This is a genomic window from Allobosea psychrotolerans (assembly GCF_002917105.1).
Taxonomy (GTDB): domain Bacteria; phylum Pseudomonadota; class Alphaproteobacteria; order Rhizobiales; family Beijerinckiaceae; genus Allobosea; species Allobosea psychrotolerans.
In genome coordinates this window covers 347,430-362,772 of the sequence record NZ_PQFZ01000002.1, presented here as the reverse complement: position 1 = coordinate 362,772, position 15,343 = coordinate 347,430, and the positions used below count along the sequence as shown (strand labels likewise).

Sequence of the window (15,343 nt, the reverse complement as noted above, 5' to 3'; positions counted from 1 at the left end):
ACGGCGCCAGGCCTTAAACCCCACGGCATCGGGGCGGTTAGCTCAGTTGGTAGAGCGTCTCCTTTACACGGAGAGGGTCGCGGGTTCGAGCCCTGCACCGCCCACCACGCCCCACCCAGGCGTACTGGCGCTCGGCTCGCGCGGAATGCAAAAAAGCGGGCACCGGTTTCTTGCATTGACCCGTTTCCAGCGAAGGTTGAGGCTGTCGCCATTGCGCCGCGGAGCCTGCCGCGATCGAATTCCGCCATCTTTCTACGCCGTCCTGTGATCCCCGTCGTGATCGAGACAGGCTTGAGAGGTCGAGTGAGGTTTCTTCCAAATAGGCTGGCAGGGGCAAATATGCTGGCAGGGGTCTGTCTGACCTTCTGCGGAGCGGCCGCCGCACAGGACCAGTCGGCCGTGCCCGAGGATTTCTTTGTCAATCGGCCGGCTTTCTCGCCGCCGGAGCAGGTCGCTCGGATGCCGGCGACCTGCGAGACGGTGAAGACACAATTGCCGAACGCTGTTCCGGCCGATGCGCGTGTCGATATGGCGATCAAGGGCCCGGTCAGCCTGATCCAGACCGATGGAACGCTTTGGTATGTTGCCGTGTGCTCGGATCCGGGTGTCCGGATTCTCTGTGTCACCTATAGCGGGAACGAGCTGAAGCTCGGCGACCAAGTGATTCTGCGTGGAGGTTACAACCGCCAGGACGAGCGCCATGTGCTGCTCGACCCCTGCCTGGCGTCGCCCGATCGGGGCGAGGCATCCGGCGAGGATTGAAGCAAATCGGGTGTGGCGGACGCCCTTGGCCCTGGTTTAGTGGCGTATCCGGCTTCCGGTCGCGTCCGCTTGCATGGGCGGGTTGATGCCCGCATGAACACGTTTCTGTCGCCGGCTGTGAATTTACCTGGCCAGCGCGCTTGACACTTTCCGCCTCTCGCCATAATCCCAACCCCGCTGAGGCCGAGGCCTTAGCCGCCCTGCGCGGGTGTAGCTCAGTTGGTTAGAGTGCCGGCCTGTCACGCCGGAGGTCGCGGGTTCGAGCCCCGTCACCCGCGCCATTTTCTCCTTACATTGCAATCCGATAGGCAAGCCGCCCGGTGTCGTTTCCGGCGCGCACCGCTTGCCGCGTGGCACGACTGCTTTAATCTCCCATCGCCTTGAGCCGCCATGAGATGGCGGCGACCGGAGATGTCCATGCGCATCACAATTGTCGACTGCTTCATGATCGCGAGCCTGTGTGCCTGGGGGCCTGCGGGAGCCGCAGAGGTCAAGGTCCTGACGGCGGGAGCGTTCAAGCCGATCGTGCAGGCCGTCGCCGCGGATTTCGAGAAGCAGAGCGGCCACAAGCTCGTCATCGACAACGATACCGCCGGCGGGCTGCTGCGCCGCATCACGGGGGGCGAGGCGTTCGATCTCGCCGTGCTGACGCCCGCGGCGGTGAAGGAACTCGTCGAGGCCGGACGAATCGCCTCGGGCACGCCGCGGAACCTGGCGCGGACCTCGGTCGGCGTGGCGGTCAAGGACGGCGCCCCGCGCCCCGACATCGCGACTGTCGCGGCCTTCAAGGCCACGCTGCTCGCCGCCGGCAAGGTCGCTTATATCGACCCTGCGGCCGGTGGCTCGAGCGGGATCTATTTCGCCAAGCTGCTGGAGACGATGGGCATCGCGGATGCGGTCAAGGCCAAGGCCGTGCTGGTGCCGGGCGGCCTGGTCGCGCAGCGTCTCGTTACCGGCGAGGCCGATCTCGCCATCCACCAGATCAGCGAGATCCTGGCCGTGAAGGGAGCGACGCTGGTCGGGCCGCTGCCGGCCGAGATCCAGAACTACACGACCTATACCGGCGGCATCGCAGCGGCGAGCACGCAGCCGGAGGCGGCCAAGACGTTCCTCGCCTTTCTCGGTGGCGATAGCGCCAAGCGCATCCTGGCCGAGAAGGGCATGGAAGGCGCGCCGGACTGATCACGCGCCTTGTTGCATCGGCCCGAAAAGTGGGAACCGGTTTTCGGGCAAGCCGATGATGCCGTCACCCGCTTCACCAGGGGCGGCGCGGTCCGGTGTCGATATGGATCAGCCCGTTCCAATAGACTTGATTGCCGCCGACCTCAGGTAGCGAGCGGGCATAGTCCAGCACGAGGCGCGGGCGCACGCCTGGGACACGGAAGTCCATGGCCTCGCAGCGCTTGTGATAGGAGCCGCGCCGCGCCCGCCAGGGCGGCCGCCAGGTCGATGTCACCTTCACGGCCCCGTATTTGTCTGCGACCTTGCCGAGAATGTCCTTCAGCCGCTGTGGCAGGCAGATGATGGAGGTGCCGGGATCGGTCGAGACGCCTGGCCGTTCGGGCTTCTCATTGGGGTCGAATTGCGGCTCGGCCCCGGCCTTCTGGCCAGGCGTGAGCTTGGGCCATTCCGGCCCTTCATCCTCTTCGGGTTCTGCGGCGACCGGCGAGCTTGGGCTCGGATCTGGGCTTGGGCTTGGCGTGGCCGGCGGCGGAACCACGATCGCAGGCAAGGTCGATTGCGCCGGCAAATCGAGATCGAAGGGGCGCTGCGGCGGCAGCGGCGCGCGCATGCTCTGCCCCTCCTGCGCCGAGGTCGTCATGGGCGGCAGGGCGCAGGCGAAGACCAGCGCCGCCAGGGGGAAGGCAAAAGAGTTCACGCTCAGGGCGCCGGCGTCGGCAGAAAGACGGCGCGGGTTTCGGCACCGACCAGCGGCAGCTGCGGCGTCTTGGCGCAGAGCGCGGCGAGCTCAGCGGGCGCGCTCGTGATCTTATCGCGGTCGATCAGCGGGCGTTGCGCGCCGCCGGCATAATATCCGGCGAGCCAGAGCGAGAGCTGATCCCGGTCGCCGCCATTCATCGCGACGAAGTCGGCGCAGGTCGCGCGCATCAGGTCCAGCGTCTCGGCGCTGGCGCGATTGGCTCCTGAAATGGAGGCGGCAAGCGCTGCGGCGAGCAGAAGGGAGCGTTGCATGGGCAGCACCATGGCGGTCTTTCTGCCTCCAGGGGCGGCCGCGGCCGCGAGACGTCGATTCGGCGCGAGTGTGTCGCTTTGCGCGGCAAACAGCCAGCCGGCAGCCGGCGCTATGCTGCAAAAAAGCACCCGCAGTCGATGCAGAACGGCGAGCCATGCGGAGAGGCGCTGCGACATCCGCGCCAATCTGCGTCGAAATCAACCCTCTCGCGCGATTGTGCAGCGCGGCGGAGTCTTGCTTCATTCTAATGCAGGGTCTAATCGACTGTGCCAGCGCGCCGCCGCCTGGCGGCCCGAAGCGGGGACTTGTCCATGCAAACACTCCCAGTACCGTCCCTGCTGAACGACTATCTGCCGCTCGTCATTTTCCTGGGCGTCGCGGCCATCATCGGCATCGCCTTGCTGGTGGCTCCCTTCGCCATCGCCTATTCGAAACCCGATGCCGAAAAGCTCTCGGCCTATGAGTGCGGCTTCAACGCCTTCGACGATGCGCGCATGAAATTCGATGTCCGCTTCTATCTGGTCGCGATCCTGTTCATCATCTTCGATCTCGAGGTCGCCTTTCTGTTCCCCTGGGCCGTCGCATTTGGCGGGCTTGGCTGGTATGGCTTCGTCTCGATGATGATCTTCCTGGGCGTGCTGACCGTCGGCTTCGTCTATGAGTGGCGAAAAGGGGCGCTGGAGTGGGACTAGTCGTCCGACCGCAGCACTGATTTCGCGACTTATCTGACGGTTACGGGTTACAAGGGTTCAGATCATGGCAACAACAGCGATCGATCGCGGCGACCCGCTGGTCGCGCCGGCGCCCAAAGGCCTGCTCGGCCCCGACGGCTTGCCTGTCGGCGCGCGCGATCCCTTCTTCACCGAGATCAACAGCGAGCTCGCCGATAAGGGGTTTCTGGTCACGGCGACGGATGACCTGATCAACTGGTCGCGCACCGGCTCGCTGATGTGGATGACCTTCGGGCTCGCCTGCTGCGCCGTCGAGATGATGCAGCTCTCGATGCCACGCTATGATGTCGAGCGTTTCGGCTTTGCCCCACGCGCCTCCCCGCGCCAGTCCGACGTGATGATCGTCGCCGGTACGCTGACCAACAAGATGGCCCCGGCGCTGCGCAAGGTCTACGACCAGATGCCGGAGCCGCGCTACGTCATCTCGATGGGCTCCTGCGCCAATGGCGGCGGCTATTATCACTACAGCTATTCAGTGGTGCGCGGCTGCGATCGCATCGTGCCGATCGACATCTATGTGCCCGGCTGCCCGCCGACGGCGGAAGCGCTGCTCTATGGCGTGCTGCTGCTGCAGAAGAAAATCCGCCGCACCGGCACGATCGAGCGCTGAGGGCCTGTCATGAGCGATCTCCTTGCGCTTGGGGAAGACATCAAGGCCGCGCTGCCCGGCGCGGTGACGGAGGCCGTCGTCGCCTTCGACGAATTGACTGTTCACGCTGAAGCCGCGTCGATCGTGCAGGTTCTCAGGGTCTTGCGCGACGACCCGCGCTTCCGCTTCGTGAACTTCACCGACATCGCCGGCGCCGACTATATCGAGCGCGAGAAGCGGTTCGACGTCGTCTACCATCTGCTCTCGCCGCGCCACAACCACCGAATCCGGGTCAAGGTCCAGACCGACGAGGCGACGCCCGTCCCCTCCGTGATCGAGATCTTCCCGGCGGCGAACTGGTATGAGCGCGAGGCTTACGACTTCTACGGAATCCTGTTCTCGGGCCATCCCGATCTGCGCCGCATCCTCACCGATTACGGCTTCGAGGGGTATCCGCTGCGCAAGGACTTCCCGCTGACCGGCTTCGTCGAGGTCCGCTACGATGACGAGCAGAAGCGCGTCGTCTACGAGCCGGTGAAGCTCAATCAAGAGTTCCGCAACTTTGACTTCTTAAGTCCCTGGGAGGGGACCGATTACGTCCTCCCCGGCGACGAAAAAGCCAAAGCATCCTGATCGGATCCGGACATGACAGAACACAACATCCGGAATTTCTCGATCAATTTCGGCCCGCAGCACCCCGCGGCCCACGGCGTGCTGCGCCTCGTCCTGGAGCTCGACGGCGAAATCGTCGAGCGTGTCGACCCGCATATCGGCCTGCTGCATCGCGGCACCGAGAAGCTGATCGAGGCCAAGACCTATCTCCAGGCTTTGCCCTATTTCGACCGGCTCGACTATGTCGCGCCGATGAACCAGGAGCACGCCTATTCGCTTGCGGTCGAGAAGCTGATGGGCGTCACGGTGCCGCGCCGGGGCCAGCTCATCCGCGTGCTCTATTCCGAGATCGGCCGCATCCTCTCGCATATCCTCAACGTCACCACGCAGGCGATGGACGTCGGCGCGCTGACGCCCCCGCTCTGGGGTTTCGAGGAACGCGAAAAGCTGATGATCTTCTATGAGCGGGCTTGCGGCGCGCGCATGCATGCGGCCTATGTCCGGCCCGGCGGTGTCCATCAGGACCTGCCGGTCTCACTGATCCACGACATCGCCGAATGGTGCGATCCGTTCCTCAAGGTCTGCGACGATCTCGAGACCCTGCTCACCGACAACCGCATCTTCAAGCAGCGCAATGTCGATATCGGCGTCGTCGATCTCGACACATGCTGGAAATGGGGTTTTTCGGGCGTGATGGTGCGCGGTTCCGGCGCCGCCTGGGATCTGCGCAAGTCGCAGCCCTATGAATGCTATGAGGAGATGGATTTCGACATCCCTATCGGCAAGAACGGCGATTGCTACGACCGTTACTGCATCCGCATGGAGGAGATGCGCCAGTCCGTCCGCATCATGAAGCAGTGCTGCGAGAAGCTGCTGGCTGCTGATGGCGGCGGACCGGTCTCCTCGCTCGACGGCAAGATGGTGCCGCCCAAGCGTGGCGAGATGAAGCGCTCGATGGAAGCGCTGATCCACCATTTCAAGCTCTACACCGAGGGCTACAAGGTGCCCGCCGGCGAGGTCTATGCGGCGGTCGAGGCACCCAAGGGCGAATTCGGCGTCTATCTCGTCTCCGACGGCACCAACAAGCCCTATCGCTGCAAGATCAAGGCCCCGGGCTTCGCCCATCTCCAGGCCATGGATTTCATGTGCCGCAAGCACATGCTGGCGGATGTCAGCGCGATCCTGGGCTCCCTCGATATCGTCTTTGGTGAGGTGGACCGCTAATGTCCGTCCGTCGTCTAGCCCCCGATCACGTCCAGCCCGCTTCCTTCGCCTTTGATGCGGCGAATGAGAACTGGGCCGACCAGCAGATCGCCAAATACCCGGCAGGCCGGCAGGCCTCGGCCGTGATCCCGCTGTTGTGGAAGGCGCAGGAGCAGCATCAGGGCTGGGTGCCGCGCGCCGCGATCGAGGCGGTGGCCAGGAAGCTCGACATGGCGCCGATGCGCGTCATGGAGATCGCGACCTTCTACACCATGTTCAACCTGCAGCCGGTGGGTGAGCATTTCATCCAGCTCTGCGGCACCACGCCCTGCGCCTTGCGCGGTGCCGAGGCGCTGAAGAAGGTCTGCGAGGACGTGATCGGCCCGCAATCGACGGTGAGCGCCGACGGCAAGCTTTCCTGGCTTGAGGTCGAGTGCCTGGGCGCCTGCTGCAACGCTCCGATGGCGCAGATCAATTTCGACTATTACGAAGACCTGACGCCCGATAATTTCCGCGCGCTCCTCGACGATCTGCGCCATGGCCGGCCGACCAAGCCCGGCCCGCAGAATGATCGCTCCTGCTCGGAGCCGCTTGGCGGCGGCGAGACCTTGAAGGATCCCGCGCTCTATGACGGCACCGTGATCGGCGCCGGCGACTGGCAGAAGCGCATTGCCGAACAGCGCAAGGCCGCCGCTGAAGCCGCCGCGGCCAAGGTTGCGGCCGAAGCGGCCGCAAAGGCCGCCGAGGCGACGCCAGCCGCCGTCGAGAGCAAGCCTGCCAGCGAGACGGCGGCAGCGAGCCGGCCGAAGCCCTCCGCTCCGTCCCAGCCCTCGAGCGCCGCCAACGACACGCCTGCCGCCGGCGGCAAGGTCGAGAAGGCAGCTGTCGCGGAAGCGGCGAAGCCCGCCGCTCCGGCCAAGGCCGAGGCCGCACCGGTCGCGGAATCGCAGCCGGAATTGCTGACCGCTGCGCGCGGGGGCAAAGGCGATGATCTCGAACTGATCTGGGGTGTTGGCCCCAAGCTTGTGAAGATGCTCAACGCGATGGGCGTCTGGCATTTCGACCAGATCGCGAGCTGGAAGGCCGAGGAACTCGCCTGGGTCGATGCGCGACTGACCGGCTTCAAGGGCCGCGCCACGCGCGACGACTGGATTTCGCAGGCGAAGAAGCTCGCGACAGGCTGGCGGCCGGAATCGGCCCTCGGCGACAAGCCGGTGAAGTGAGGCGAAGACGATGCTTGCTGATCGCGACCGCATTTTCACCAATCTCTACGGCCGGCACGACCTTTCGCTGAAGGGCGCGATGGCGCGCGGCGCCTGGGACGGCACCAAATTCCTGCTCGAACAGGGCAAGGACTGGATCATCGATGAGATGAAGAAGTCCGGCCTGCGCGGACGCGGTGGCGCAGGCTTCCCGACCGGCCTGAAATGGTCGTTCATGCCCAAGGTCAGCGACGGACGGCCGAGCTATCTCGTCGTCAATGCCGACGAGTCGGAGCCCGGCACCTGCAAGGATCGCGAGATCATGCGCAACGACCCGCATACGCTGGTCGAGGGTTGCCTGATCGCCTCCTTCGCGATGGGCGCGAACGCGGCTTACATCTACATCCGCGGCGAGTATGTCCGCGAGCGCGAGGCGCTGCAGCGCGCCGTCGACGAGGCCTATGAGGCCAACCTCATCGGCAATAACAACAAGCACGGCTATCCCTTTGATCTTTATGTGCATCACGGCGCCGGCGCCTATATCTGCGGCGAAGAGACGGCGCTGCTGGAGAGCCTCGAAGGCAAGAAGGGCATGCCGCGGCTGAAGCCGCCATTCCCGGCCAATGTCGGCCTATATGGTTGCCCGACCACCGTGAACAACGTCGAGTCGATCGCGGTCGCACCGACCATCCTGCGCCGTGGCGCGGCCTGGTTCTCCTCGCTCGGCAACCCCAACAATGTCGGCACCAAGCTGTTCTGTGTCTCCGGCCACGTGAACAAGCCCTGCAATGTCGAAGAGGTGATGGGCATTCCCTTCCGCGAACTGATCGACCGCCACTGCGGCGGCGTGCGCGGCGGCTGGGACAACCTGCTCGCGGTCATTCCCGGGGGCTCATCGGTGCGCATGGTTCCGGCCGAGCAGATCATCGACACGCCGATGGATTTCGACTCGCTCTCGAAGCTGAAGTCGGGCCTGGGCACGGCGGCCGTCATCGTCATGGACAAGTCGACCGACATCGTCCGCGCCATCGCCCGCATCAGCTATTTCTACAAGCATGAGAGCTGCGGCCAGTGCACGCCTTGCCGCGAGGGCACGGGCTGGATGTGGCGTGTCATCAGCCGCATGGCCGAGGGCAGGGCGCAGAAGCGCGAGATCGACATGTTGCTCGACGTCACCAAGCAGATCGAGGGCCACACCATCTGCGCGCTCGGCGATGCCGCCGCCTGGCCGATCCAGGGCCTGATCGCGCATTTCCGTCACGAGATCGAGAAGCGCATCGACGATTATGCCGCGAACCCGCATTCCGAGCCGGTTCGACTGATGGCGGCGGAGTGAGACAATGACAAAACTCCTCATCGACGGCATCGAGGTCGACGTTCCCGCCGACTACACCGTGCTCCAGGCTTGCGAGGCCGCCGGCGCCGAAGTGCCGCGCTTCTGCTTCCATGAGCGCCTCTCCATCGCGGGCAATTGCCGCATGTGCCTGGTCGAGGTGAAGGGCGGCCCGCCCAAGCCTCAGGCCTCCTGCGCCATCGGTGTGCGCGATCTGCGCCCCGGTCCCAATGGCGAACCGCCGGTCGTCTCGACCAAGTCGCCCATGGTCAAGAAGGCGCGCGAGGGGGTGATGGAGTTCCTCCTGATCAACCACCCGCTGGATTGCCCGATCTGCGACCAGGGCGGTGAATGCGACCTGCAGGACCAGGCCATGGCCTATGGCGTGGACAATTCCCGCTATGCCGAGAACAAGCGCGCGGTCGAGGACAAATATATCGGCCCGTTGGTGAAGACCTCGATGACGCGCTGCATCCAGTGCACGCGCTGCGTCCGCTTCACCACGGAAGTTGCCGGCGGCACCGATCTCGGCGCCATCGGTCGCGGCGAGGACATGGAGATCACGACCTATCTCGAACAGGCGATGACCTCCGAACTGCAGGGCAATATCGTCGATCTCTGCCCGGTCGGGGCGTTGACCTCGAAGCCCTATCAGAACAAGGCCCGGCCGTGGGAGCTGACCAAGACCGAGTCCATCGACGTGATGGACGCGGTCGGCTCGGCGATCCGCGTCGATTCCCGTGGCCGTGAGGTGATGCGCATCCTGCCGCGCATCAACGAGGCGGTGAACGAGGAGTGGATCTCCGACAAGACCCGCCACATCGTCGACGGCCTGCGCACGCAGCGGCTCGACCGGCCCTATATCCGCCAGAACGGCGCGCTGAAGCCCGCGAGCTGGAACGAGGCCTTCGCGCTGATCGCCGCGAAGGTGAAGGCTGCGAGCCCTGAAAAGATCGGCGCGATCGCCGGTGACCTCGCCGCTGTCGAGGAGATGTTCGCGCTGAAAAGCCTGATGGCTTCGCTTGGATCAGCCAATCTCGACGGCCGCCAGGATGGCACGAAGCTCGATCCCAAATTCGGCCGCGCTTCCTACATCCTGAACGCCGGTATCGCCGGTATCGACGAAGCGGATTCGCTGCTGATCATCGGCGCCAACCCGCGCAAGGAAGCGCCGATCCTGAATGCACGCATCCGCAAGCGCTGGCTGCGCGGCGATTTCAAGGTCGGCCTGATCGGCGAGAAGGTCGATCTGACCTATGATTACGACTATCTCGGCGCCGGCAGCGATACGCTGGCCGAGCTGATCAAGACGGCGACTGCGGGCAAGGCCAAGCCCATGGTGCTGGTCGGGCAGGGCGCTCTCACCCGAGCCGACGGCGCCGCGATCCTCTCCATGGCCGCCAAGGCGGCGCAGGTGCTGGGTGGTGCAGGCGAAGGCTGGAGCGGCTTTGGCGTGCTGCATACCGCAGCTGCCCGCGTCGGTTCGCTCGATCTCGGCTTCGTGCCGGGCGAGGGCGGTCTCGATGTCGCCGGCATGCTGAGCCCGGGTGCGCTCGATGTGCTCTTCCTGCTGGGCGCCGACGAGATCGAGGTGCCGGCGGGCGCTTTCGTGGTCTATCAGGGCACGCATGGCGACAAGGGCGCTCATCGCGCCGACGTCATCCTGCCGGGCGCCGCCTATACCGAGAAGTCGGGCACCTACGCCAATACCGAGGGCCGGGTGCAGATGACCGATCGCGCCACCTTCCCGCCGGGCGATGCCCGCGAGGATTGGGCGGTCCTGCGCGCGCTTTCCGCCGCGCTCGGCAAGACCTTGCCCTTCGACTCGCTCGCGGGACTGCGCAAGGCGCTCTACGAGGCCTATCCGCACTTTGCCGCCCTCGACAGCCTGCCTGCCTCCGACGCGAGCGGGCTTGGCAAGCTCGCAGGTCTCGGCGGCAAGGCCGAGAAGGCCGGCTTCGTCTCGCCCGTCAGTGATTTCTACCAGACCAACCCGATCGCGCGCGCATCCGCCGTGATGGCCGAATGTTCGGCGCTGGCCTCGGGCCGGCTGCGGCAGGCGGCGGAGTAAGCGGCCATGAACTGGGATCTCGTCCTCGACCTCGCGATCATGCTCGGCAAGAGCCTGCTGCTGCTGGTCTGCCTGCTCGTCTTCATCGCCTATATCCTGCTCGCCGACCGCAAGATCTGGGCGGCGGTGCAGTTGCGCCGCGGCCCCAACGTGGTCGGGCCCTTCGGCCTGTTCCAGAGCTTCGCCGATCTGCTGAAATTCGCCTTCAAGGAGCCGATCATCCCGTCGGGCTCCAACAAGGGCGTGTTCCTGCTGGCGCCCTTGATCTCCTGCTTCCTGTCGCTGGGCGCCTGGGCGGTCATTCCGGTGGCGGAAGGCTGGGCGATCGCGGACATCAATGTCGGCGTGCTCTACATCCTGGCGATCTCGTCGCTGGGGGTCTACGGCGTGATCATGGCCGGCTGGGCCTCGAACTCGAAATACCCGTTCATGGGAGCGCTGCGCTCGGCGGCGCAGATGGTCTCCTACGAGGTCTCGATCGGCTTCGTCATCATCACGGTGCTGCTCTGCGTCGGCTCGCTCAATCTGACGGCGATCGTCGAGGCACAGAACACCAGCTGGGGCATGCTGCGCTGGTACTGGCTGCCGCTCTTCCCGATGTTCATCGTCTTCTTCATCTCGGCCCTGGCCGAGACGAACCGCCCGCCCTTCGACCTGCCGGAAGCGGAATCGGAGCTCGTCGCCGGCTTCATGGTCGAGTATTCCTCGACGCCCTATCTGCTGTTCATGCTCGGCGAATACGTGGCGATCATGACCATGTGCTCGCTGACGACGATCCTGTTCCTGGGGGGCTGGCTGCCGCCGTTCCCGATCGCGCCCTTCACCTGGCTGCCGGGCGTGTTCTGGTTCGCACTCAAGGTCTGCCTCGTCTTCTTCATGTTCGCGATGGTGAAGGCCTTCGTGCCGCGCTACCGCTACGACCAGCTGATGCGCCTGGGCTGGAAGGTCTTCCTGCCGCTCTCGCTGGTCTCGGTCGTGGTCGTGGCCTTCGTGCTGCAGGTCACGGGTTGGGGGCCGGTGCATTGATGACGACCACCCTGACGACGCATAAGGATTTTGCGCGATGACACTCGCTCAAGCCGCCAAGGGTCTGCTCCTCAAGGAGTTCGTCGGGGCGTTCGTCCTGTCGATGCGCTATTTCTTCAAGCCGAAGGCGACGCTGAACTACCCCTTCGAAAAGGGCATGCTCTCGCCGCGGTTCCGGGGCGAGCACGCTTTGCGTCGCTATCCCAATGGCGAGGAACGCTGCATCGCCTGCAAGCTCTGCGAGGCGATCTGCCCGGCCCAGGCCATCACCATCGAGGCCGGCCCGCGCCGCAATGACGGCACGCGCCGCACGACGCGCTACGACATCGACATGACGAAGTGCATCTATTGCGGCTTCTGCCAGGAGGCATGCCCGGTAGACGCCATCGTCGAGGGGCCGAATTTCGAGTTCGCGACCGAGACCCGCGAGGAGCTGTTCTACGACAAGGACCGGCTGCTCGCGAACGGTGCGCGCTGGGAGCGCGAGATTGCGCGCAACATCGCGATGGATGCTCCTTACCGGTAAGGGGACAGGGCCCGTCGCGCGGTTGTCGCTCGCGATGGGCCTGACTATAGACGCTCCAAACTGCGCCCGGCCAGAGAGTCGGTCGCTTTGCAACGAGGACCGCCCGCAAGGGCGGAAAGGCTGGCCAGGATGAACGCCTCAGCGGCTTTCTTCTATCTCTTCGCAGGCGTCACCGTCGCTTCGGCGTTCATGGTGGTGACCTCGCGCAATCCCGTTCACTCGGTGCTGTTCCTGATCCTCGCCTTCGTCAATGCGGCGGGGCTGTTCATGCTGCTTGGTGCCGAGTTCCTGGCGATGCTGCTGATCGTGGTCTATGTCGGCGCGGTCGCGGTGCTGTTCCTCTTCGTGGTGATGATGCTCGACGTCGATTTCGCCGAGTTCCGCCAGGGCTTCCTGAATTATCTGCCGATCGGGGCGCTGATCGGCCTGATCTTCGCGGTCGAATTGCTGCTGGTGGTCGGAGCCTGGGTCATCGATCCGCGGATCGTGAGCACGCCGGTGGCCCCGATCCCGGCCAACCTGACCAACACCGCCGCGCTCGGCCAGGTGCTCTACACGCAGTACATCTACTACTTCCAGGCGGCCGGGCTCGTCCTGCTCGTCGCCATGATCGGCGCCATCGTGCTGACCCTGCGCGAGCGCATCGGCATCAAGCGCCAGGACATCATCCAGCAGAACGCCCGCACCAAGGCGACTGCGATGGAAGTGAAGCAGGTTCCTTCCCGCGCCGGGATCGAGGAGACGGTCTGATGATCGGACTGGGCCATTATCTCGCCGTCAGTGCGATCCTGTTCACCCTCGGCGTGCTCGGCATCTTCATCAACCGCAAGAACGTCATCGTCATCCTGATGTCGATCGAGCTCATCCTGCTCGCGGTCAACATCAACCTCGTCGCCTTCTCGAGCTTCCTGAACGACATCGTCGGCCAGGTCTTCGCGCTTCTGGTGCTGACGGTCGCGGCGGCTGAAGCCGCCATCGGGCTCGCCATCCTCGTCGTCTACTTCCGCAACCGCGGCACGATCGCGGTGGAAGACATCAACATGATGAAAGGCTGAGCGCAGACAGCGCCCGGATCCAGCCCATGTATCACGCGATCGTCTTCCTCCCTCTGATCGGCTTCCTGATCGCTGGCCTCTTCGGCCGGCTGATCGGCGCGCGCGGCTCGGAGATCGTCACCACCTCCTTGCTGGTCGTCTCGGCGGTCCTGTCCTGGATCGCCTTCTTCCAGGTCGGCTTCGGCCATGGCACGACCCGCGTCCAGATCGCGACCTGGATGGCGTCGGGCGATCTGCGCGTCGACTGGGCGTTCCGCGTGGACACGCTGACCGCGGTGATGCTGGTCGTCGTCAACACCGTCTCTTGCCTCGTGCACCTCTACTCGATCGGCTACATGCATGAGGATGCGCATCGGCCGCGCTTCTTCGCGTATCTGTCGCTGTTCACCTTCGCCATGCTGATGCTGGTCACCGCGGACAACCTCGTCCAGATGTTCTTCGGCTGGGAAGGCGTGGGTCTCGCCTCCTATCTGCTGATCGGCTTCTGGTACCAGAAGCCCTCGGCCAATGCGGCAGCGATGAAGGCCTTCATCGTCAACCGCGTCGGCGATTTCGGCTTCGCGCTCGGCATCTTCCTGGTCTTCGTGCTGTTTGGCTCGGTCGGGTTCGATGCGATTTTCCCGCGCGTCGCCGATCTGACCAATCAGAGCTTTCACTTCCTCGGTCGCGACTGGCATGCGCTGACGCTGGCGAGCCTGCTGCTGTTCATGGGCGCCATGGGCAAGTCGGCGCAGTTCCTGCTGCACACCTGGCTGCCGGACGCGATGGAGGGGCCGACCCCGGTCTCGGCCCTGATCCATGCCGCGACCATGGTCACCGCCGGCGTCTTCATGGTGGCGCGGCTCTCGCCGATCTTCGAATACGCACCGGTCGCGCTGACCGTCGTCGTCGTCATCGGCGCGACGACCGCCTTCTTCGCCGCCACGGTCGGCCTGGTGCAGAACGACATCAAGCGCGTCATCGCTTATTCGACCTGCTCGCAGCTCGGCTACATGTTCGTGGCGCTCGGCGTTGGCAATTATGGCGCCGGTATCTTCCACCTGTTCACCCACGCCTTCTTCAAGGCGCTGCTCTTCCTCGGCGCAGGCTCGGTCATCCATGCGATGCATCACGAGCAGGACATGCGGAACATGGGCGGCCTCAGGAAGCACATCCCGCTGACGGCTGCGGCCATGACCATCGGCACGCTGGCGCTGACCGGCTTCCCGGGCTTCGCCGGCTACTTCTCCAAGGATGCCATCATCGAGAGCGCCTATGCCTCGGTGGCGCATGGCGGTTTCGCCAGTTCCTATGCCTTCGTGCTGCTGGTCGCAGCCGCCTGCATGACCTCGTTCTATTCCTGGCGGCTCTATTTCATGACCTTCGAGGGCAAGCCGCGCTGGGGCGCGGATGCCCATGCCGCGCACGGCCATGATGCTCACGGCCATGACGACCACGCGCATGACGATCATCACGGCCATGGTCACGACCACACGCCGCATGAGAGCCCGTGGGTGATGCTGATCCCGCTCGCCGTGCTCTCGCTCGGTGCGCTCGCCGCCGGCTTCGTCTTCAAGGACGCCTTCATCGGCCACGACTTCGAGCATTTCTGGAAGTCGGCCTTGTTCATGGGCAAGGACAACCACATCCTGCACGCGATGCATGAAGTGCCGGGCTGGGTCGTGGCCTCGCCCTTCGTCGCCATGGTGCTGGGCTTCCTGTTCGCCTTCTATTGCTACGTGCTGCGGCCCGATGTGCCCGGCAAGCTCGTGGCGGCCAATCCGGCGCTCTACAAGTTCCTGCTGAACAAGTGGTATTTCGACGAGCTCTACGACTTCCTGTTCGTGAAGCCGGCGATGTGGCTCGGCAAGTTCCTCTGGAAGAAGGGCGACGGTTTCGTCATCGACGGCATGGGGCCGGACGGAGTTTCCGCCCGCGTCGTCGACGTCACCAACCGGGTGGTTCGCCTCCAGACCGGCTATGTCTATCACTATGCCTTCGCCATGCTGATCGGCGTCGCGGGCTTTGTGACCTGGTATCTCGTGGCGCGCGGGTGAGAT

16 protein-coding genes and 2 tRNA genes are annotated in these 15,343 nt (G+C 64.7%); 16 read left to right on the top strand and 2 right to left on the bottom strand.

The genetic code is table 11. The features are described 5' to 3' along the window. Nucleotides 1–31: 31 nt before the first annotated feature. The 4 genes from CYD53_RS04720 to CYD53_RS04705 all read left to right on the top strand — a co-directional run bounded on the left by CYD53_RS04720 (nucleotide 32) and on the right by CYD53_RS04705 (nucleotide 1,944). Nucleotides 32–107 (top strand) — tRNA-Val (locus CYD53_RS04720). A gap of 292 nt (nucleotides 108–399) precedes the next feature. Further along, complete coding sequence (locus CYD53_RS04715) at nucleotides 400–762, top strand: hypothetical protein (RefSeq protein ID WP_210202280.1); 363 nt, start codon at nucleotides 400–402, stop codon at nucleotides 760–762. 204 nt (nucleotides 763–966) lie between these two features. Beyond that, nucleotides 967–1,043 (top strand) — tRNA-Asp (locus tag CYD53_RS04710). A 136-nt stretch (nucleotides 1,044–1,179) separates the two neighbouring features. After that, on the top strand, nucleotides 1,180–1,944 hold the full coding sequence (locus CYD53_RS04705) for a molybdate ABC transporter substrate-binding protein (protein WP_210202279.1): 765 nt from the start codon (nucleotides 1,180–1,182) through the stop codon (nucleotides 1,942–1,944). Between the two features lie 73 nt (nucleotides 1,945–2,017). Here the strand turns inward: CYD53_RS04705 and CYD53_RS04700 are convergent, their stop codons facing one another. Both CYD53_RS04700 and CYD53_RS04695 read right to left on the bottom strand, forming a co-directional pair. Beyond that, on the bottom strand, nucleotides 2,018–2,641 hold the full coding sequence (locus CYD53_RS04700) for a YcbK family protein (RefSeq protein ID WP_103716954.1): 624 nt from the start codon (nucleotides 2,639–2,641) through the stop codon (nucleotides 2,018–2,020). Between the two features lie 2 nt (nucleotides 2,642–2,643). Further along, nucleotides 2,644–3,132: an HdeA/HdeB family chaperone gene (locus CYD53_RS04695; protein ID WP_103716953.1), complete on the bottom strand. Its 489-nt coding sequence runs from the start codon at nucleotides 3,130–3,132 to the stop codon at nucleotides 2,644–2,646. Between the two features lie 135 nt (nucleotides 3,133–3,267). Between CYD53_RS04695 and CYD53_RS04690 the strand changes: the two genes are divergently transcribed. From CYD53_RS04690 to nuoL, 12 genes are all read left to right on the top strand, one after another. Then, a complete protein-coding gene (locus CYD53_RS04690) occupies nucleotides 3,268–3,648 on the top strand; it encodes an NADH-quinone oxidoreductase subunit A (RefSeq protein ID WP_069693835.1) in 381 nt (126 codons plus the stop codon). A 64-nt stretch (nucleotides 3,649–3,712) separates the two neighbouring features. After that, nucleotides 3,713–4,297 (top strand): NuoB/complex I 20 kDa subunit family protein, encoded by a 585-nt coding sequence (locus tag CYD53_RS04685; protein ID WP_069691732.1) that lies wholly within the window; start codon nucleotides 3,713–3,715, stop codon nucleotides 4,295–4,297. 9 nt (nucleotides 4,298–4,306) lie between these two features. Further along, a complete protein-coding gene (locus tag CYD53_RS04680) occupies nucleotides 4,307–4,909 on the top strand; it encodes an NADH-quinone oxidoreductase subunit C (protein ID WP_103716952.1) in 603 nt (200 codons plus the stop codon). 12 nt (nucleotides 4,910–4,921) lie between these two features. Continuing rightward, nucleotides 4,922–6,112: an NADH-quinone oxidoreductase subunit D gene (locus tag CYD53_RS04675; protein WP_103716951.1), complete on the top strand. Its 1,191-nt coding sequence runs from the start codon at nucleotides 4,922–4,924 to the stop codon at nucleotides 6,110–6,112. Beyond that, nucleotides 6,112–7,314, top strand: a complete 1,203-nt coding sequence (gene nuoE, locus CYD53_RS04670; RefSeq protein ID WP_103716950.1) for an NADH-quinone oxidoreductase subunit NuoE — start codon at nucleotides 6,112–6,114, stop codon at nucleotides 7,312–7,314. The genes CYD53_RS04675 and nuoE overlap by 1 nt, the downstream gene beginning before the upstream one ends. Before the next feature lie 10 nt (nucleotides 7,315–7,324). After that, the gene (gene nuoF, locus CYD53_RS04665) at nucleotides 7,325–8,629 is read left to right on the top strand and encodes an NADH-quinone oxidoreductase subunit NuoF (protein ID WP_103716949.1); all 1,305 of its coding nucleotides are present in this window, start codon (nucleotides 7,325–7,327) and stop codon (nucleotides 8,627–8,629) included. 4 nt (nucleotides 8,630–8,633) lie between these two features. Then, nucleotides 8,634–10,697, top strand: a complete 2,064-nt coding sequence (nuoG, locus tag CYD53_RS04660; protein ID WP_103716948.1) for an NADH-quinone oxidoreductase subunit NuoG — start codon at nucleotides 8,634–8,636, stop codon at nucleotides 10,695–10,697. Nucleotides 10,698–10,703: 6 nt separating this feature from the next. Beyond that, nucleotides 10,704–11,723, top strand: a complete 1,020-nt coding sequence (nuoH, locus tag CYD53_RS04655) for an NADH-quinone oxidoreductase subunit NuoH (RefSeq protein ID WP_103716947.1) — start codon at nucleotides 10,704–10,706, stop codon at nucleotides 11,721–11,723. Between the two features lie 37 nt (nucleotides 11,724–11,760). Further along, nucleotides 11,761–12,249 (top strand): NADH-quinone oxidoreductase subunit NuoI, encoded by a 489-nt coding sequence (nuoI, locus tag CYD53_RS04650; RefSeq protein ID WP_103716946.1) that lies wholly within the window; start codon nucleotides 11,761–11,763, stop codon nucleotides 12,247–12,249. Between the two features lie 129 nt (nucleotides 12,250–12,378). Then, complete coding sequence (locus CYD53_RS04645; RefSeq protein WP_103716945.1) at nucleotides 12,379–12,999, top strand: NADH-quinone oxidoreductase subunit J; 621 nt, start codon at nucleotides 12,379–12,381, stop codon at nucleotides 12,997–12,999. Then, a complete protein-coding gene (nuoK, locus tag CYD53_RS04640; RefSeq protein WP_069691720.1) occupies nucleotides 12,996–13,304 on the top strand; it encodes an NADH-quinone oxidoreductase subunit NuoK in 309 nt (102 codons plus the stop codon). Before CYD53_RS04645 ends, nuoK begins: the two co-directional genes overlap by 4 nt. 26 nt (nucleotides 13,305–13,330) lie before the next feature. Continuing rightward, nucleotides 13,331–15,340 carry an NADH-quinone oxidoreductase subunit L gene (gene nuoL / locus CYD53_RS04635; RefSeq protein WP_103716944.1) on the top strand — a complete coding sequence of 670 codons (2,010 nt, stop codon included), beginning with the start codon at nucleotides 13,331–13,333 and terminating at the stop codon, nucleotides 15,338–15,340. Nucleotides 15,341–15,343 lie beyond the last annotated feature (3 nt).